The organism is Nonomuraea sp. GTA35 (genome assembly GCF_041950525.1).
GTDB lineage: Bacteria > Actinomycetota > Actinomycetes > Streptosporangiales > Streptosporangiaceae > Nonomuraea.
The window spans coordinates 223342-242130 of record NZ_JBGNUV010000003.1; the positions used below are offsets into that span (position 1 = coordinate 223342).

Sequence of the window (18789 nt, forward strand, 5' to 3'; positions counted from 1 at the left end):
CCAGTAGACGTGCATGCCGCCGGTGAAGTTGTGATTTCTGACAAACAGTTATCAGTCAGGGTCAAAAGGAGCGGTCCACAACCTGTCGCCGGCGTCCGGCAGACGTCAGGGCCGATCAGGGACATAATCGATGCTGTGGCGCGCGACACAGTTGAGACTCACTTCATCGAGACGGTTTCGACGCTCGAGGCGGGCCCGGCCCGAGATCCGGGGCTGCCGGTCCGCGAGGGCACGTCCCTGACCGGGGAGCAGTGCAGGTCGCTGTTCAGGCGCCAGCTCGACAGCCGGCTGCTCGACATCGCGGCCCGGTGGCTGCGCGAGCGCGACGAGGGTCACTACACGATCGGCTCGGCCGGCCACGAGGGCAACGCGGCCGTCGCCGCCGCCCTGCGGCCCACCGACCCTGCGCTGCTGCACTACCGCTCCGGCGCCTTCTACCTGACCAGGTCCGAGCAGGCCGGGCGGGTCCCCGAGCAGGGCATCCGCGACGTGCTGAAGGGCCTGACCGCCGCCGCGGACGAGCCCATCGCGGGCGGCCGGCACAAGGTGTTCGGCCATCCCGACCTGGCCGTCATCCCCCAGACCTCCACGATCGCCAGCCACCTGCCCAGGGCGGTCGGCGTGGCGTTCGCCATCGAGCGCGCCCGCGCGCTGGGCGTGCCCTTCGCCTGGCCGCAGGACGCCATCGCGGTGTGCAGCTTCGGCGACGCCTCCATCAACCACGCCAGCGCCCTGTCCGGTCTCAACACCGCCTCCTACGCCACCTACCAGGGTCAGGCGCTGCCGCTGCTGTTCGTGTGCGAGGACAACGGCATCGGCATCAGCGTGCGCACCCCCAAGGGCTGGGTGGAGGCGGCCGCCCGGCGGCCCGGCATCGAGTACATCGCCGCCGACGGCTGCGACCTGCCCGCCGCGTACGACGCCGCCGTCGAGGCCGTCCGGCACGTGCGCGAGCGGCGATCGCCGGTCTTCCTGCACCTGTCGACCGTGCGGCTCATGGGGCACGCCGGTTCCGACGTCGAGTCGGCGTACCGCACGCAGCGGGAGATCAGGGCGGACCTGGACCGCGATCCGCTGCTGCGCACCGCCGCCCTGATGGTGGAGGCGGGCCTGATCACGCCGGACGAGCTGCTCAAGGCGTACGAGATGGCGCGCGAGCACGTCCTGAGGATCGCCGAGGAGACGGCGCGCAGCCCGCGGCTGAGCTCGGCCGAGGAGATCATGGAGCCGATCGCGCCGCGCAAGCCGGACCTGATCGCCAGGATCAGCCCGATGGCGGCCACGGCGGCGGTCAGGGAGAAGGCGTTCGCCGGATCGTTGCCGGAGAACGACAAGCCGATGACGCTCTCCCAGGCCGTCAACCGCACGCTCGCCGACGCGCTGGCCGTCTATCCGGAGATGACGGTGTTCGGCGAGGACGTCGCCAAGAAGGGCGGCGTGTACGGCGTGACGCGCGGGCTGCAGAAGCGGTTCGGGGCGGGACGGGTGTTCGACACGCTGCTCGACGAGCAGGCCATCCTGGGGCTGGCGCTCGGGTCGGGTGTGTCGAAGCTGCTGCCGGTGCCCGAGATCCAGTATCTCGCCTACCTGCACAACGCGCTCGACCAGATCCGCGGGGAGGCGGCCACGCTGTCGTTCTTCTCGCGTGGCGCGTACACCAACCCGATGGTGGTGCGGGTGGCCTCGTACGCCTACCAGAAGGGGTTCGGCGGGCACTTCCACAACGACAACGCGGTGGGCGCGCTGCGTGACATCCCCGGGCTGGTCATCGCCTCGCCCGCCCGGCCCGACGACGCCTCGGCCATGCTGCGCACGTGCCTGGCGGCGGCGCGCACCTCGGGGTCCGTCTGCGTGTTCCTGGAGCCGATCGCGCTCTACCACACGCGTGACCTGTTCGACGAGGGCGACGGCGGGTGGCTGGCGCCGTACGCGCCGCCCGCGCGCTGGGCGGAGACGCACGTGCCGATCGGGCGGGCGCGCTCCTACGGCGACGGGCGCGACCTGACGATCGTGACGTTCGGCAACGGGGTGCGGATGAGCCTGCGGGCGGCGGTGCGGCTGACCCAGGAGGGGTACGGGTGCCGGGTGCTCGACCTGCGCTGGCTGGCGCCGCTGCCGATCGACGACCTGCTGCGGGCGGCCGAGCTGACCGGGAACGTGCTGATCGCCGACGAGACCCGGCACAGCGGCGGCGTCTCAGAAGGGATCGTGGCCGAGCTGCTCGACGCCGGGTTCACCGGGGCGGTCGGGCGGGTGACCTCGTCCGACAGCTTCATCCCTCTGGGGAAGGCGGCCGATCACGTGCTGCTGTCGGAGGAGGAGATCGAGCAGGCGGCCCGCAAGCTACTGGGTTGACCGCGCCACGGCGCCCCTGATGCAGGCCGGCTTCGACCAGGCGACCGTGGAGGTCTCCGAGATCCGCAGCGGGACGCCCACCAGGAAGCAGTAGCCGCTGTCCGGGTCGAGGCCGGCGAGGCGGGTCGAGGTGGCGCCCTGCGACAGGGGCGTGATGGCCTGCCCGCCCTTCTCGACCGGGGAGCGCTGGACGACCACCGGGTAGTCGCGGGCGCCCGCCGGCAACGACCAGCGCAGCTCCACCAGCTCGCCCTGGTCGGCGGTCACCTTGACCTGGCGGGGGGCCAGGGCGGCCACCTGTTTCTTGCCGATGGGCTCCTGCTCTTCAGTGCCGGTCCTGGGCCGGTCCGTCGTGGTGGTCGTGGTGGTCGTGGCAGGCGGCTGCGTCGAGAGGTGGACGGCCAGGGCGGTGCCGGCCACGACCACGGCCGCCGCCGCGCCGCCGATCAGGATCATCCTGCCGGTGCGGGAGGCGCCGCCGGCCGGGGGCATCGTGGGAGCGGGCGGGGCGAGCTCGCCGGTGGGCTGGTGTCCCGGGGCCGGGTGGCCGGGAGCGTGCTGGGCGGGCGAGTGCGGGCCCGGGTAGCCGATGCCCTGCGCGCCCGGGTGCGCGCCCGGGTGCGCGCCGGTGGGAGGCTGCGGCGCCGGGCCGGGGTCCTGGCGTGGGGCCGGGGCGGGGTCCTGGCCGACCAGGTCCGTGACCGGGAGGCCGAGTTCCGCCTGCAGCGCCTGGAGGTGCCGGGCGAGCTCGCGCGCGGACCCGTACCGCGTCTCCGGCTGCTTGGACATCGCCCGCAGGATCGTCTCGAACACCGCCGCGGGCACGTCCGGCCGGTTGATCGGCGGCGGGTCGAGGCTGAGCACCCGGTACATCAGCGGCGCGATCGACGGGTCGGACGGGTTGTGGAAGGCGGGCTGGCCGGCCAGCAGGTGGTAGAGGGTCGAGCCGAGCGAGTAGATGTCGGTGGAGGCCGAGTGGGGCCGGCCGGTGAGCACCTCGGGGGCGGCGTGCAGCGGGGTGAACGCCTGCGAGGTGACCGAGATCTCCGAGGAGTCCACGACCCTGGCCACGCCGAAGTCGGCGATCGCGAGTTCGCCGTACCGGGAGATGAGGATGTTCTGCGGCTTGATGTCGCCGTGCAGGACCCCGGCCTCGTGGACGGCGGCCAGCGCGCCGGCCAGCTTGACGCCCGCCCGCAGCACGTCGGGCAGCGGGAGCGGCCCCTCCTTGCGGATCTTGTCGCGCAGCGAGCCGTTCTCGAAGAAGTCCATCGCGATGTACGGCTTGCCGGAGCGCGTCACGCCGGTGTCGAAGACGGTCACGACGTTCGGGTGGCCGGTGAGGCGGCCGGTGAGCTGCAGCTCGCGCTGGAACCTGCGCATCGTGCGCTGGTCCACCCGGTCCACGGACAGCACCTTCAGCGCCACGACCCGATCGAGGCGCTCCTGGTAGGCGCGGTACACGACGGCGAATCCGCCCTGGCCCGCCTGATCGAGTACCCGGTACCCGGGTGCGTCCTCGACTGGCAGCACTCCACTCTCCCCCTGTTGCTGAGGAGTTTAGTGCGAAATATCGGGACTAGAGGGGGTTCATGAGGTACGCGCCGAACAGCACGGACGTCACCGACACGAGCAGGAAGAAGAACACGTAGAACCCGCCGGGCAGGAACGTCAGCCTGGCGAGCTGGTCGGCGTCGGAGTCCCTGGCCTGCCGGCGGCGCCGCTTGTGCTGCAGCTCGATGATCGGCCTGATCCCGCCGAACAGCAGGAACCACACCGCGACCAGGGCCACGACCTGCTGGATGTCCGCCGGCGCGTACATGATCAGGGCGAACACCGCGCCGCCCGTCACCAGGAGGATCAGCGCCCCGTACAGGTTGCGGATCAGCAGCAGCATGCAGACCAGGAGCAGCAGCACGCCCCAGACCAGCAGCGTGACGCGGCCCTGCTCGGTCAGCCAGGCGGCGCCGAGCCCGAGCAGCGGGGGCGCCAGGTAGCCCGCGAGCGCGGTCAGCACCATGCCGGGCCCGGTGGGCCTGCCCCTGGTCAGCGTCACGCCGGAGGTGTCGGAGTGCAGGCGGATGCCTTCCAGCTTGCGCCGGGTGAGCAGCGCCATCAGCGCGTGGCCGCCTTCGTGGGCGATCGTGATCAGCCCCCTGGACACCTGCCAGGGCATGCGGAAACCGACGATGACCAGCGCGAGGAGAGCCGAGACCACCACGACCCAGGGGTCGGGGTCAGGCTGAACCTTGATCAGGTGGGCCCAGAACTTGTCCATCGAGGAGAACCCTAGCCGGTCAACTCACGGCCCGGCGGCGGTAAAGGGTCTTCCTCGTGGAACCCGGGCCGCTCGCGGGGGCTCCGTTCGCGCGATGGGGCCGCCACGTGCCGGGGCAACGGGGCGGCCGTGATCTGATAGAGGGGTGAACGATCGGCACGTGGCGCTCATCAGCGCCTTCTACGACGCTCTCGGCCGGGCGGACTACGCGGCCATGGAGCGCTGTTACCACCCCGAGGTCAGTTTCGGCGATCCCATCTTCCAGGAGGTCGAGGGGCGCGACAGGGTGATGCGGATGTGGCGGCTCCAGCTCGGCGTGCGTGACGGGTTGAAGTCGGCGTACCGCGACGTGAGGGCCGACGACTTCACCGCGACCGCTCACTGGACCTCCCGCTACACCTTCCACCGGACGGGCCGCGAGGTGGTCAACGAGATCGACTCGTTCTTCAGGTTCGAGGACGACCTCATTGTTCGCCATCACGACGACTTCGATTTCCGGCGATGGTCGAAAATGGCACTTGGCAGGCCACATGGGCTTTTGTTCGGATGGACACCGTTGTGGCGCAAGACCATCAGGGACCGCGCGGCACAGCAGCTCGCCGAGCTGCGTCCGTCGTAGTCGTTATCGGGAGGGGCGATGGCCAGGGTGAAGGGGTTCAGGCGCAGCGGGGACGCCCGCGAGGAGGCTCCCGAGCACTCGATGGACCCGCGTGCCGCCGAGGAGCGCCCCTACCGGCCCACGGTCATCGACAACGCGATCTACCGGAACGGCGAGCGGGTCGACAACCCCGGCTCGCTCGCCGACGCCTTCGAGCGTCTCAAGCAGATGCCGGACGCCATGGCCTGGATCGGGCTGTACCGTCCGAAGGAGTGGGAGCTGGTCAAGCTCGGCGAGGAGTTCGAGCTGCACGAGCTGGCGCTGGAGGACGCCATCGTCGGCTCCCAGCGCCCCAAGGCCGACCGGTACGGCGACACGCTGTTCGTCGTGCTGCGCGCCGCCCGCTACCTGGACGACGTGGAGGAGGTGGCGTTCGGCGAGGTGCACGTCTTCGTCGGCCCCAACTTCGTGATCACCGTACGCCACGCCGAGGCCCCCGACCTGCAGGCCGTCCGCAAGCGCATGGAGTCCGACCCCGAGCTGCTGCGGCAGGGCCCGCAGGCCGTCCTGTACGCCATCCTCGACGCCGTGGTCGACGGGTACGCGCCGGTGGTGGCCGGGCTGCAGAAGGACATCGAGGAGATCGAGGTCCAGGTGTTCGGCGGCGACCCGTCGGTGTCGCGGCGCGTGTACGAGCTGTCGGGCGAGGTGATCGAGTTCCAGCGGGCCACGGCGCCGCTGGTCGGGATGATCCACGGGTTCATCGCGGGGGCCCGCAAGTACGGGGTGACCGACGAGCTGCAGAGCTACCTGCGCGACGCGGCCGACCACGCGATCACCGTCACCGAGCGCATCTCCTCCTTCCGCCAGATGTTGCAGAACATCCTGGTCGTCAACTCGACCCTGGTCACCCAGGCCCAGAACGCGGAGATGGCGCGGATGACCGAGGCCAGCATCCAGCAGGGCGAGGAGGTCAAGAAGATCTCCGCCTGGGCGGCCATCCTCTTCGCCCCCACCCTGGTCGGCACCGTGTACGGGATGAACTTCGACTTCATGCCGGAAACGCACTGGGCGTTCGGGTATCCGTTCGCCATCGTGCTGATGGGCGCCGTCTGTGTGGCGCTCTACACGGTCTTCAAGCGCCGCAACTGGCTCTGACGGCGGGCCCGGTGATCACGGGCTGAGGCCGGCCAGGAGCAGCCAGAGCATGGCGGCCTGGATCAGGCCCACCACGTCGATGGCCAGGATCCAGGCGAGGCCGTTCAGCGTCGTCCGGGAGACGACATAGCTCAAGGGGAGGGTGAGCGCGGCCTGGATCATCGTGTAGCGGTCCGGTAAGCCGCGCTGCGAAGTGAACCCGGCCACCATCCCGAGGACGATCACCAATGCCGCGTAACTGCCTGCCACCCACGTCGCCACTGCCCTTCTCCTCACGGTCCGCTTCTCGATGGCAGGCGCCTCCGCCCGGGTCCCGCGGGCCCCGGGCGACGAGCGCCTCTCCTTGGACCCTACGTTGATCCGGTGGATCAGTCAGGGAAGTCGGTCAGCGACTGCTCGGCCTCCGCGATGGCGCGGCGCAGCTCCTCCGCGTACGTCGCGACCTGATCGGGGCCGAACCTGGCCGAGGGCACCGAGATCGACAAGGCGCCCACGGCGGTGCCGCGGCCGTTGCGCAGGGCCGCGCCGATGGCCGAGACGCCCTGCTCGGTGCCCTCGATGTTGAGGGCGTGACCGCGGGCGCGGACCTCGGCCAGCTCGTGGGTCAGGACCGCGCGCTCCCTGGCGGGGTGGTCCGCGTAGAGCTCCCACAGGTGCTCAGGGGGCAGCACCGCGAGCAGGGCCTTGCCGCCGGAGGCGAGATGGGCGGGCAGGATGGTGCCGCGCCGGTCGCCCACGTGCAGGAGCTGCGGCGACTCCACGCTGTCCAGGAAGCGGACCTCCGTGCCCACCCTGACCATGAGGTTCACCGTCTCCTGGAGGCGGGCGCAGAGCGCCTCCATCGCGGGTCTGGTGCGGGCGCGCAGCTCGCGCAGGGCGGAGCCGCCCGGGACGGCCGGGGTGGCGGCGAGGAACGGCCCCGGCAGGTACGTGTGCTGCTCGTCCTGTACGGCGAAGTCGCGGTAGACCAGCATCGCCAGCAGCCGGTGCGCGGTCGAGCGGGCGATGCCCAGCTCGCCGGCCACGTCGGTGACCGTGAGCCTGCCCCGGTCGCGCAGCATGTGCAGCACGAGCAGCGCGTTGTCCACCGAGCCCAGCGCGTACAGGGGCTTGTTCTTCACAGCGGAATGCTAGTCCCCCGTAGCAGAATTCACCGTGATCACGGTCAGCACGCCCGGCGCTTCCGGGGAGACGACGGTGACGCCCTCGGCGGTCCGCAGGTAGCCGGTCGACAGCAGCGCCGGCCGCACCGCCTGGCCCTCCCCCGGCAGGTGGAGCAGCGAGACCGTGAAGCCGTCGCCGTCCCCCAGCACCACCGTCCCGTCACGCCGCGACAGCACGCTCAGCGCCGGGTCGAAGTGCCACAGGCTGCGCAGGGCGCCCGTGGGGACGCTGTCGTGCACGACCATCACGTCCGGGCCGTGGCCGACCAGCACGCGCCGCGTCCGCGTCACCCCGTAGGCCTCGTCGGCCAGCTCGTACGACTGGCTCGACGGGCCGATGGACGAATGGAGCAGGCGGGTGGGCGTGCCGGGGCGGAAGGTCCCGGAGGCCGGGACGGGCACGTTGTGGGCTTCGGGGGAGCGGGTCCAGTCGACGTAGCCGGTCCGTTCGTAGGAGTGGAAGCCTGCCTCGACGAGGATGCGGCGGCCCTGGGCGGAGTAGGTCACGCCCAGGTGGTCCTCGTGGCCGTGCAGCCGCCTGCCCGGGCCGAACCTGATCGAGTAGTACGCGGCCGAGGGATCGTCCCAGGCGCTCCTGCCGAACACGTAGCCCCCGTCGAAGACCCGCACCACCGGCCCCTCGTGCGGGAACCCGTCCGCGCGGGCGTCGGCCGGGCTGTCGCCGATGGGGACGAGGTGGCCGTCCGGCTGGGTGGCGTGGGCCACGTACGACTCCAGCGCCCGCCGCCTGGCCAGCAGCCGCTCGGGCACCTCCGCCCCGCTCTCGCGGATCGCGCGCAGGGCGACCCCGAGGCGGCGGTGCACGTACAGGCCGTAGCGCGGGGCCTGCTCGTGCAGGACGCCCTGGCGCGCGGGCCGTCCAGGGCACCGTGGCCGCGATGGTCTCCCCCGTCATGAGCAACCTTCCGATGTATCAGTACTCCTCTGTAATCACCCGATACACCGGATCGCTTTCACGGCCGCCCGAGGAAGCGGCGGACGTCGGCGAGCTCGTCGTCCAGGGCGGGCAGCTCGCCGAACGGCTGCACGCTCACCTCGGCGCCCCTCCTCCCCCACACGCCCCTGATCACGCCGTCCACCAGCACGACCGGGCGCAGGACGCCGCCGCCGGGGAACACCTTCCTGGCGTGTTCGGGGGCCAGGATCGGGTCCCTGCCGCGCCAGCCCAGCAGGTACTCGTCGAAGGCGGGGGCGAGGCGTACCAGCGGGGCGGCCTCGAGCGGCGGCGGGGGTGCCGGGCTCAGGCGCCAGGCCGTGCGGGCCTCGCCGAGGGGCAGGCCCGACCAGGCGGCCAGGTCGTCGGGGGTGGCAGGGAGGTGGGCGCGGCGGTAGCGGGTGGCCAGCTCCTTCAGCGCGCGTTCGCGGTCGGGCTCGGGGACGACGGGGGCGCCGAGCCAGTCGGCGGCGTGCACGTACGTGGGCTTCCCCGCGCGCTGCGGGCCCAGGACGGCCAGGCCGTGGTGGGCGGCCAGCGCCACCAGGTGCACGACGCCCTGGCCGCGGGCCCTGCCCTTCAGGCGTTCCTCCAGGTCGGCCTTGGTGAGGGGGCCCTGGCCCGCGAGGGCGCCGGTGATGAGCGCCAGGAGGTCGTCGCCGGTGACGCCCTCCTCGGCGAGGCGGCGCAGGGTTCCGGTGGAGCGGCTGGTCAGGGCGTGGATCCAGGGCAGGTCGTCGGCGTGCACGAAGTGCAGGGTGCCGCGCGGACCCCATGTCCTGACCAGTTCGCGGGACTGCCAGGCCGCCTCGACGTCCGCCGGGGTGAGGGTGGCGGAGCGGGCGCGGAAGGCCAGCAGGGCAGAGGGGACGTCCTGGGCCTGCATGGCCGCCAGGCGCCTGACGATCTCGCCTGCCGTCAGGCCTGGCGGGCGGTGCAGGAGCTGGGCCTCGGCGCTTCTCATGGGGCGATCATCGCAGGAGGAGGCGGTCGCGCAGGCGGGCGAGGAGGGGCTTGCGGGCGCGGACGGCCCTGCGGATGGCGTCGCTGCGCTGCCAGGCCTCGGTGGCGGCGGCGTCGGTGACCTCGTCGGGCGCGTACCGCACGAAATTGGAAATTTCGGCTAGCGGGTAGAGATGTGCGGAAATGTCGCCCGGTTGGCGGGACACCACGTCGCCCGCCGTCAGCGCGCGCTCCCCGCCGAGCCCCAGATCGTCGCACGCCTGCCGCCACGCCCCCAGCACCCGCTGCGCGGGCTCCGGCGCGCCGCGGCGGCCGTGCCTGCGCCGCCACGGCACGGCGACCACCACGCCCGCGTACGCCACGAGCAGCCCGCCCGCCGCCACCGCCGCGACGAGCCACGGGTCAGGGCCGCTCGCCGCCTGCTCGCCCTGGTCCGCCGCCTGCGGCTGGGACTGCTTGGGCCGGTCGCTGCCCCCCTTGGCGAACTCGCCCTCCAGCTTCTCGCTCTCCTCGATCGCCGAGGAGGCCACCTCGTGGTCGTCCTTGGCCCCGCTGCGGCCCGGCGTCGGGTAGAACGGCCGCCACCCCAGCCCCTCGAACTTGATCTCCGCCCACGCCATGACATGTCCGGACTTGACGTGATAAACGCCACCGGACTCCTCGCCCGGCCTGAACCCCACGACCACCCGCGACGGCAGCCCGAGCGTCCTGGCCATGAGCGCGAACGTGGCCGCGAACTGCTCCGACGTCCCCCTGTGCGTGGTCTGCAAGAAGAACTCCAGGCCCTTGAGCGAGTGGCCGGGGGGCGCGGTGACGTCGTAGGCGGCGTTCGTGCGCAGGTAGCTCTGGAGCCGGTACGCCTGCTTGATCGGCTCCCCGGCGCCCTTGACCGCCTGCTGGGCCAGCCTGCGGAAGAGCCGCTCCTGGGGCCCGTCGGGGAAGGCGGTCAGGCTCGCGTCACGGACGGGGACGGCGGCCAGGAGGTCCGCCTTCGTGGGCCGCGGCACGCGGGAGGTCACCTCGTAGCTGAATCCCTTGGCCGGCTTGGCGCCGGCCAGCAGCGACCCGCTGGCGGGGTCCACGGCCAGGCCGCGCACGCCGGTGACCTCCTCGGGGCGTTCCGCGGCGGGCAGCCAGGTGCCGGGCAGGCCGCCGAACGTGATGCGCTGGCGCACCACGTCCGCGGCGCCCGCCCACTCGCCCTCGGGGACACGGCCGCCGGTGGGCTGGAAGCGGGCGCTGGAGGTCCAGCGGACGCCGTCGTACCGGTCGAGCACGGCCAGGCGCCAGTTCTGCGGCTTGCCGGCCTCGACGGTGAACAGCTCGCGGTCGGGGATCTGCAACCACGCCGAGACCCGGTCGAGAGGGCTGACGCTGTCCACGCGGGCGGGAGGGGGGAGGTCGGCGTCCTGGCGGGGGTTGTACGGCTCGGCGGCGATGGGCAGCAGCGGGCCGACCACCAGCGCGAGCCCGGCCAGCGCGGCGGCGGCCGGGATCCCGGCGAGCAGCCAGACCGGGGAGCGGCCGTCGCGGATCAGGGCCAGCGCGGCGATCAGCACGAACAGGGCCGCCGCCACCGGCAGGTTCGAGCCCTCGCCGTCCACGCCCAGCAGCAGTGCCGCACCGAGGACGGCCAGGGCGGGAAGCGCGGCGGCGATCCGCGTGGCGGTGCGGGTAAGGGTCTCCGCGCCGATGGTGGCCGCCGCCCAGACGAGGGTGTGCACGAGGACCAGCAGCTCCGGCTCCGGCTGGGCGGGCAGAAGGGTGGTGAGCAGGGCGTGCCAGGCGTTGACGACGTCGGCGGGGACGGTCGGTGACAGCGTCCCGTACAGGGGGATGGTGCCGGCCAGCCAGAGGACGAGGTCCAGGAGGAGCGCCAGCCACAGAGGACGGCCGCGGGTCACGGCGGCGATGGCCGCGGGGCCGACTGCGGCGGGGACGACGGCCAGGAGCAGCTCGCTGCCGGGGAACACCCGGTGGAAACCCCAGCCCGCCACGCCCGCCAGCGCCGCCACGACGGCGAGCCCGGCCGGCCGCAGCCACAACGGCCCGCCCTGCACGGCGTCGCGCCGGACGTCGCGCCGGGCGTCGTGCAGGACGCCGCCGGGCGGGTCCGGCCGGGTGGCGCGCCGCATGCCGCGGGTCATCGGGACCTCCAGGCCGCGGGCAGCTCCTCCAGGGACACGATCGGCACGACCGTCACCCCTGGCGGGCCGGCCGGAGCCGGGCCAGGGCCCACGTACACGCAGATGACGCGGTCGAAGCGGCGCCGTGCCCCCGCGATCCGCCCCGCCTCCGACGGGTCGCCCGTCACCAGTACCAGCGATCCTCCGCCCCGGGCCGTCCGCAGCGCCTCCGTGACCCCGGCCGTGCCGGGGCGGACCAGCGCGAGCCGGTCCAGCACGGCCTCGGGGTCCGTCTTCGTGTCGGGCAGCGGCCCGTCGCCGGTCAGGACGCGTACCGGGAACCCGGCTCGGGCGGCGGCGACGGCGGCCGAGGCGGCGGCGTCCACGGCCGGCTCCGTCAGGCCCCGCGTGTCGAGCAGCACCGTCGTGGTGGGCAGGCTGGCGTCGATGAACTGGCGGACCATCAGGGTGCCCGTGCGGGCGCTGGAGCGCCAGTGCACGTGGCGCAGGTCGTCGCCCAGCACGTACTCGCGAAGGGTGTGGAAGGTGACCGTGCCCGCGGGCGCGTTGTCGCTGGCCGGCCCCTCCAGGTGGTGGGCCTTGCCGGACGGCGGGACGGGCAGGGCGACCGTGCGCGGGCGTACCAGGAGGGTGACGGGCCGGCCGTACTCGCGCAGCCGGCGCGTCAGCCCGAACGGGTCGGCGCGCACGAGCACGAGCGGCCCCACCGGGATCTCCCCCCGCGTGTCCGTCGGGAGCGGGTACGACACCGTGCGCACCGCCCCCTTGGGCAGCCTCGGCAGGTCGACCGTGTGCTCCGACGAGCCGATCCGGTCCTGGGCGCGCAGGCCGGACAGGCCGCGGCGGCCGAGGTTGGTCACGCTCAGGACGGCCACGGCGGCGTCGCCGCGCGGCACCTTGACCGGGGTGACCTCCCTGCGCACCTCCAGCCGCGGTCTCGGAGCGGTCCACGCCAGGGCCGCGGCCAGCGCGAGCAGCGCGCCCGTGGCCAGCACCACGGGCTCGGGGTAGCTGAGCGCGAACCCGGCGGCGTACAGCACCACGACCCCGGCCAGCGTGCCCCAGCCCAGCGGGGTCAGGACCGCGGTGAGCCGGGTGCGCGGGGGTTGTGCGGCGGCGGGCCCGGTACGCGAGGGCCGTGCGTCGGCGCGCCCGGCGGGTGGCGACGGCTGCGCGGCGGCGCGCCCGGCCGGTGGCGACGGCTGCGCGGCCGTGGGCCCGGCCGGTGGCGACGGCTGCACCTACGCCGCCTGTGGCACCGGCATCCCGGCGAGGATCTCGCCGAGCGCGGCGGCCGCGGTGACCTCGCGCAGCTCGGCCTCCGGCGTGAGGATCAGGCGGTGCGCCAGCACCGGCACGGCCAGCGCCTTGACGTCCTCGGGCACCACGTAGTGCCGCCCGGCCGCGGCGGCCTTGACCCGGGCGGCGCGCAGCAGCGCGAGGCTCCCCCGGGGGCTGGCGCCGAGCCGCAGGTGCGGGCTGGTGCGGGTGGCGCCGCACAGCGCCACGATGTAGTCGTAGACCGGGTCGGCCACGTGGATGCGCGAGGCGAAGTCGATCATGCCGGCCACGTCGGACGACCTGGCCACCACCGGCAGCCGCTCGACCTGCGGCCCCGTCGGCATGCCCTTGAGCACCTCGACCTCCGACGCGTGGTCCGGGTACCCGACGGAGATCTTCATCAGGAACCGGTCGAGCTGCGCCTCGGGCAGCGGGTACGTGCCGTCCATGTCCACCGGGTTCTGCGTGGCCACGACGAGGAACGGCCGGGGCACCGGATGCGGTTCGGCGTCCACCGTGACCCGGCGCTCCTCCATCACCTCCAGCAGCGCGGCCTGCGTCTTCGGGGAGGCGCGGTTGATCTCGTCGGCCAGCACGATGTTGGCGAAGACCGGCCCCTGGTGGAACTCGAACTTCTGGTGCGCCTGGTTGAAGATCGACACGCCGGTGATGTCGCTGGGCAGCAGGTCGGGGGTGAACTGGATGCGCCGCCACTCGGCGTCCACGCTGGCGGCCAGGCAGCGCGCGAGCGTGGTCTTGCCGGTGCCCGGGACGTCCTCGACGAGCAGGTGCCCCTCGGCGAACAGGCAGATCAGGGCCAGCTCGGTGGCCTCGTGCTTGCCGCGGATGATGCGCTCGATGTTGGCGGCCAGGAGCTGGAAGCGCTGCGCGAACTGGCCGGCGAGCTGCTGCTGCGGTTGCTGTTGCGGCTCGTACACCGGCGGCGGCTGCTGGAACTGGTGGTCCTGGTAGTTGTACTGGGTCAACTGAGTCCCCTTCTCAGTCGGTGCACTCGAAGAGCGGCCCCTCGGGGAAACCGCCGTCCGGAGTCGCCACCAGAGTGTCGTTCAGGTAGCCGTTGCCGTACTGGCTCTCGATCCGGTTCCAGACGTCGCTCGTCCTGCCGGTCGAGGAGTCGGTGTACGAGGCGCCCTTGACCTGGCAGATCACGGTCAGGGTGATGTACTGACCCTTCGGGATCGTGCCGGCCGTGCCGCTGGTCGACGGGCCGGGGCGGATCAGGGTGTTGGTGTCGTCGTTGCTGGCGTTCTTGTACTGCTGGCGCGGGTAGGCCAGGTCCACCTCGGCCGTGGCCACGTCGGGGCTCTCGCCGGCGGCGTTCCTGGCCTTGAGCTTGAAGGCGTGCTTCTGGTTGTTCTTGAGCCCGTCCACGGTGAACGACGTGCCCTTGATGCCGCTGTTGGTGGCGGCGCCGGTCAGCTCGTACGTGGTGGCGTCGTCGGCGCCCTCGGGGGCGGTCCAGGTCAGCTCGGCGCCCCGGTTCCTGGCCTTGGCCGCGAACCCGGTGGGCGAGCCGGGCGCCACGCACGGCCGCACCCCGGCGCTGGGCTCGGACTCGACCTCGCCGCCCGACCAGTGCGCGACCACGGTGAACGTGTACTCGTTCGCGCAGTCGCCGCCCGTGAACTCGAACTGGAACGGCCCGTCCGCGTCCACCGACTGCGGCGTGGACCTGCCGTCGCCGGAGGTCTTCAGCGTGTACCGCTCGACCTCGCCCCCGGTGGACTCGCTGAAGGTCACCGTCACCTTGCCGGGGCCCGACCTGGCGGTCACGGCGCCCGGCGCGGAGGGCGCGCTGGGCGACGGCGTCCGGGAGGGGGTCCTGCTGGGCGTCTCGCGGGTGGGCGTGGGGGTGGAGCTGGGCCGGTCGGTGGTCCTGACCGGGTCCGGGTCGGGCTCCTGCTCGGGCTCCTGCTCGGGCGGGGTGTCGGGCTGGGTGGGCTCGGTGCTCGGGGTCGGCCTGGGCTTGGGGGTGGTGGACGGCCCCGGTACGTCGGAGTCGCCCTTGTCGACGTCGTGCTTGCGGCCCTCGGGGTCGATGACGACGGCCTTGTCGCCGTTCTCGTCGTTCGCCCAGAGCAGGCCGTCCTTGACGAACACGTCCACCGGGCCCGGCTCCTGCGCCACCTGGAGCGTGGTCGGGCGGCCGCCCGACGCGCTGTCCCAGACGATCAGCGCGCCGCGGCCCTGGTCCGGCACGTACACCTTGGTGCCGAGCACCTGCGGCACTCCCAGGTCGGCCGGGTCGCCGGTGGCCAGCTTGGTGCTGAGCACGGCGTTGGAGCTCGTGTCGATCACGACGAGCAGCCCCGAGTCGCCGGGCGCCAGGATCGGCACCAGGGAGCCCTCGGTGCCGGCCGGGGTGAGCGCGCCGCCCCTGGCGGCCTGGGCCACGCCCTTGGGCAGGGTGATCTCGCCCACGCCCCCGTCGGAGCCGATGATCGTGGCGGTGGCGGCCCTGGTGTTGACCACGACGGGCAGGCCGCCGGCGATGGTGACCGACAGCTCCTCGCCGGGCTCGCCGACCTTGATCGGGCTCGCCGCGGCGCCGTTCGAGACCGGGACGACCTGGCCCTGCGCCGTCACGGGCACCCACAGGCGGCCCCCGCCGTCGACGCGGGCCGCGCCCAGCGGTCCCGGCAGGGTCAGCGCGGCGCCGACGGTGTCCAGCGTGGCGGGGTCGATCTGCTGGACCTTGCCCGCGGCCGGGTCCACGGCGTAGGCGGTGTTCCCCGACATGGCGAGCTGCATCCCGGCCGCGCCGAAGTCGCGGGTCTCGGTGACGGTGAGCTGGCTGGGCTCGACGCGGCTGACGTACCCGGTGCTGTCGTCCACGAGCAGGACGTTGCCGCCGTCCTGGACGACGCGGAGCCGGCGGCCCGCCTTGTCGTCGAGGTAGCCGTCCACCTCGCCGGACAGGCCGTTGACGTGCACGATCCTGCCGCGGGCCGCGGTCCACAACCACGCGCCGACGTCGGCCAGCTTGGGGTTGGCGCTGGAGACGCCCACGCCGAACCACGCCGCCGCGGCGACCAGGATCACGGCCGCCACCCCGGCGATCACCGCCGTGGCACGATCACCGCGGAGCACGCTCACCTTGCCTACCCACCCCGGTTTGTACGACTAGGGAGCGTTTCGCCCCGGAACAACGGGCATCACCCTAGCGCCCGGGCGTCCCTCCCGGGTATGTACCGGCTGGTAGCCATGGGAGCGCCGGTGCGAGAGTGCCAAGAGTGTCGGTGTGAAGCCGTACCTTAGAGCCCGTGTCCGAACAGCCCCTGACCCTCGACTCCGTCCTCACCGACGAGGCGGTCCTGTCGACCTACCGCCGCATGTTCGCCGCGCTGGCCCGCGACAGCGGGGCGGTGGTCGACGACCCGGCCCTGGTCGACATCGCCGAGACGCTGTTCGCCGCGTTCGCGGAGGCGGGCGAGGAGTGGCTGACGCACGAGCAGATGCGCTTCGCCTGCCGCGCCTACCCCACCGACCAGTTCGACAACCGGCTGCGCGTGCTCAAGGGGCTCGGCGCCATCCGCGAGGTGTTCCCCAAGCCCAACCAGCTCCGCTACCGCGCCTCGTTCACCAGCGTCGTGGGGCTGATGTTCATCAGGCGGATGATGGACGACGGCGGCCAGTCCGAGATGCACCGGTTGCTGGCGCTCGAAGACCTCAACGTCGCCGACCCGCGCACCACGATGGAGGAGGCCAGGCAGAGCGCGCTCAACCTGGCGCGGGCGTTCCGGCTGTGGGCGCTGGAGCTGATCACGCTCACCACCGGCACCATCGAGGAGCTGCGCGAGCAGGCGCCCAAGCTGTGGGGCACCGAGGAGATCGCGCGGCGGGCGCAGAGCCTGCACGGCACGATCCTGACCCGCTGGCCGGAGCTCGACCGGGTCTGCACCGACCTGCGGGCCGCCATCTACGCCTACAGCGACGCCTCGCGCCGCGCCGCGGGCCGCCTGGCCGACTCGGCGGGCACGACGCGCAACCTGACGCTGCTGCCGACCGAGACGTGGCGCACGTTCGCGCAGACGGCGTCGAGAGAGCGGCTCGCGGCCGTGCTCGACGGGTTCCTCTTCGACGCGCCCGCACCCTGGCACGATCCCGCCGCCATCGCGCGGGCCGTCGACGAGGCCCCGCGGCCGGCCCCCGCCCAGCCCACTCCCCCGCGCTCCACGCTGCCCGACCCCGGCCCCGAGTCCTCGCTCGACACCTCGCCCGGCGCCGCGCTCGAACGGCTCACCCGGATGGCCGAGTCCCTGCTGGGAGGAGCTTCGCGGGTGGCGCTGGCCGACGTGCTCGGCTCCGACTGGGTCGCGGCGCGGCGGATGCTGGCCGACCTGACGACCGTGGACCTGCGGCCCGAGCTGCCCTACCGGCTCGCCTGGGCCGACGGGCTGACCGTCGATCCCGATCGCGAGCCCGCCTGGCTCTCGCACGGTTACCTGGAGCGCCTGTGATGGATCAGCGACAAGCGGCCGTCTCCCACGCGCTGGTGCGGGCCTACGGGCCCGCCCGGCTGGGCGCCGGGGTTCCCGCCGCCCCCGGCATGATCCGGCTGACCAGGCCCGACTCCACCGGCGACGCCCTGCCCGTCTGGCCCGACGGGGTGACGCCGTCGCTGCTGGAGGAGCACCAGGTGGCGCCCGTGCCCGTGGAGCGCTCCGGCGAGACGCGGCGGGTGCTGGCGGCGGTGCTCAAGTGCTGCTGGACCGATCTGTCCGTGGACCCGTGGCCGGGCGATCCCGCGCCGGTGGAGCTGGTGCTCGACACCTACCGGGAGCTGATCGGGCGTACCGACGACCTGATGCGCAACTGGGCGCGCGGCGCGCTGCGGCGGCTGCACGACTCGGCCTGGATCGTGATGGACGACGGGGTGGTGCTGCTCGGGCCGCGCTGCGCGTTGTGGCCGGTGGAGGCGCACGCGCAGTTGCAGGAGCTGGTGCGGCGCCTGCCGGAGCCCGAGCGGCCGGAGCTGACCGTGGTGGGCGACGCCGACATCATCGCCGCCGCCCGGGGTGCCGGGGGCGCGAAGCCGGGCGGCGGGAGCCAGGAAGCGGAGGCCGGCGGCGGGAGCCGGGAGGCGGAGGCCACGGAGCGGGCCGAGACCGCCGAACCCCCCGAGACCGCCGAACCCGCGGAGGCCGCCGAGGCCGCGGAGGCCGCCGAGGCCGCGGAGGCCTCCGAGGTCGGTGGCCGGGTCGAGGCAGGCGCGGCCGAGTTCGACGACCTGCTGGGCGGCTACGACGAGCGGCGGCGGGCCGAGCTGGTGGCGGCGTTCATGGTGGTCGAGCACGCCGCCGAGCCGGTGCCGGAGGTGCGCTTCGCCGCCCTGCGCGACCCGGCGCTGCGCCGCACGCTGGGCGAGATGCTGGCCAGGCGCGGCCGTACGCTGATCCAGCACCGCGACCGCTGGATCTCCGGCTACGACGACGGTGCGGCCGCCGCCATCGGCGCCCTCGACGCCGCCGGCACGCCCGAGACGGCGCGCGGGCCGCTGGGAGTGAGCGAGCGGGCGGTGCTGACGCTCGTGCTGGTGCACTCCGTGGCCATCCCGCGAGCCGAGGGCCTGCTGCCGGAGGACTCGTGGCTGTCGCCGCACCCGACGCCGGTCGAGGAGCTGCGCCGCCACACCCAGCTCCCGATCGGCGAGCTGGAGTCGGCGTTGCGGACGTTGCGGCACGCGGGGCTGCTCGGCCAGGTGAAGGCGGGCGAGGAGGCGGGCGGCTACGTGCCGGGGCCTCAGTTCCACCGGCTCACCGCGGCGGCGCGGCGGCGGTTGCAGGAGGAGCTGATCCTGGCGGCCGGGCCGAACACCCCGCTCGCGACCGCCGTGCTGGCGCGTAGATCCGCCAAGTAAGAGCGTTTTT

At 73.3% G+C, this 18789-nt stretch carries 15 protein-coding genes; 5 read left to right on the plus strand and 10 right to left on the minus strand.

Going from position 1 to position 18789, the window contains the following annotated elements:
* Positions 1-135: 135 nt before the first annotated feature.
* Positions 136-2355: a thiamine pyrophosphate-dependent enzyme gene (locus tag ACBJ32_RS14245; RefSeq protein WP_375127103.1), complete on the plus strand. Its 2220-nt coding sequence runs from the start codon at positions 136-138 to the stop codon at positions 2353-2355.
* Here the strand turns inward: ACBJ32_RS14245 and ACBJ32_RS14250 are convergent.
* Together ACBJ32_RS14250 and ACBJ32_RS14255 are read right to left on the minus strand one after the other, a co-directional pair.
* On the minus strand, positions 2344-3888 hold the full coding sequence (locus tag ACBJ32_RS14250) for a protein kinase (RefSeq protein WP_375127104.1): 1545 nt from the start codon (positions 3886-3888) through the stop codon (positions 2344-2346). The genes ACBJ32_RS14245 and ACBJ32_RS14250 overlap by 12 nt on opposite strands.
* Before the next feature lie 46 nt (positions 3889-3934).
* Positions 3935-4633, minus strand: coding sequence for a M50 family metallopeptidase (locus ACBJ32_RS14255; protein WP_357869214.1), 699 nt, complete (start codon positions 4631-4633; stop codon positions 3935-3937).
* Positions 4634-4778: 145 nt separating this feature from the next.
* Between ACBJ32_RS14255 and ACBJ32_RS14260 the strand changes: the two genes are divergently transcribed.
* Positions 4779-5252: a nuclear transport factor 2 family protein gene (locus ACBJ32_RS14260; protein ID WP_375127105.1), complete on the plus strand. Its 474-nt coding sequence runs from the start codon at positions 4779-4781 to the stop codon at positions 5250-5252.
* A gap of 18 nt (positions 5253-5270) precedes the next feature.
* Positions 5271-6389: a magnesium and cobalt transport protein CorA gene (locus tag ACBJ32_RS14265; protein WP_357869209.1), complete on the plus strand. Its 1119-nt coding sequence runs from the start codon at positions 5271-5273 to the stop codon at positions 6387-6389.
* A 15-nt stretch (positions 6390-6404) separates the two neighbouring features.
* Here ACBJ32_RS14265 and ACBJ32_RS14270 read toward each other — a convergent pair whose 3' ends face one another.
* The 8 genes from ACBJ32_RS14270 to ACBJ32_RS14305 form a co-directional block, all read right to left on the minus strand.
* Positions 6405-6650, minus strand: a complete 246-nt coding sequence (locus ACBJ32_RS14270; RefSeq protein WP_375127106.1) for a hypothetical protein — start codon at positions 6648-6650, stop codon at positions 6405-6407.
* Positions 6651-6757: 107 nt separating this feature from the next.
* A complete protein-coding gene (locus ACBJ32_RS14275; protein ID WP_375127107.1) occupies positions 6758-7510 on the minus strand; it encodes an IclR family transcriptional regulator in 753 nt (250 codons plus the stop codon).
* A gap of 9 nt (positions 7511-7519) precedes the next feature.
* Positions 7520-8377, minus strand: a complete 858-nt coding sequence (locus tag ACBJ32_RS14280; protein WP_375127108.1) for a heparinase II/III family protein — start codon at positions 8375-8377, stop codon at positions 7520-7522.
* 149 nt (positions 8378-8526) lie between these two features.
* A complete protein-coding gene (locus ACBJ32_RS14285) occupies positions 8527-9471 on the minus strand; it encodes a winged helix DNA-binding domain-containing protein (protein WP_375127109.1) in 945 nt (314 codons plus the stop codon).
* Positions 9472-9478: 7 nt separating this feature from the next.
* Positions 9479-11617, minus strand: coding sequence for a DUF3488 and transglutaminase-like domain-containing protein (locus ACBJ32_RS14290; RefSeq protein ID WP_375127110.1), 2139 nt, complete (start codon positions 11615-11617; stop codon positions 9479-9481).
* Positions 11614-12858, minus strand: coding sequence for a DUF58 domain-containing protein (locus tag ACBJ32_RS14295; protein WP_375127111.1), 1245 nt, complete (start codon positions 12856-12858; stop codon positions 11614-11616). The genes ACBJ32_RS14290 and ACBJ32_RS14295 overlap by 4 nt, the downstream gene beginning before the upstream one ends.
* Positions 12859-13884, minus strand: a complete 1026-nt coding sequence (locus tag ACBJ32_RS14300; RefSeq protein WP_357869183.1) for a MoxR family ATPase — start codon at positions 13882-13884, stop codon at positions 12859-12861.
* A gap of 13 nt (positions 13885-13897) precedes the next feature.
* Positions 13898-16009 (minus strand): fibronectin type III domain-containing protein, encoded by a 2112-nt coding sequence (locus tag ACBJ32_RS14305; RefSeq protein ID WP_375127112.1) that lies wholly within the window; start codon positions 16007-16009, stop codon positions 13898-13900.
* A 173-nt stretch (positions 16010-16182) separates the two neighbouring features.
* Between ACBJ32_RS14305 and ACBJ32_RS14310 the strand changes: the two genes are divergently transcribed.
* Both ACBJ32_RS14310 and ACBJ32_RS14315 read left to right on the plus strand, forming a co-directional pair.
* On the plus strand, positions 16183-17379 hold the full coding sequence (locus tag ACBJ32_RS14310) for a hypothetical protein (protein WP_357869179.1): 1197 nt from the start codon (positions 16183-16185) through the stop codon (positions 17377-17379).
* On the plus strand, positions 17379-18779 hold the full coding sequence (locus ACBJ32_RS14315) for a hypothetical protein (protein WP_375127113.1): 1401 nt from the start codon (positions 17379-17381) through the stop codon (positions 18777-18779). Before ACBJ32_RS14310 ends, ACBJ32_RS14315 begins: the two co-directional genes overlap by 1 nt.
* Positions 18780-18789 lie beyond the last annotated feature (10 nt).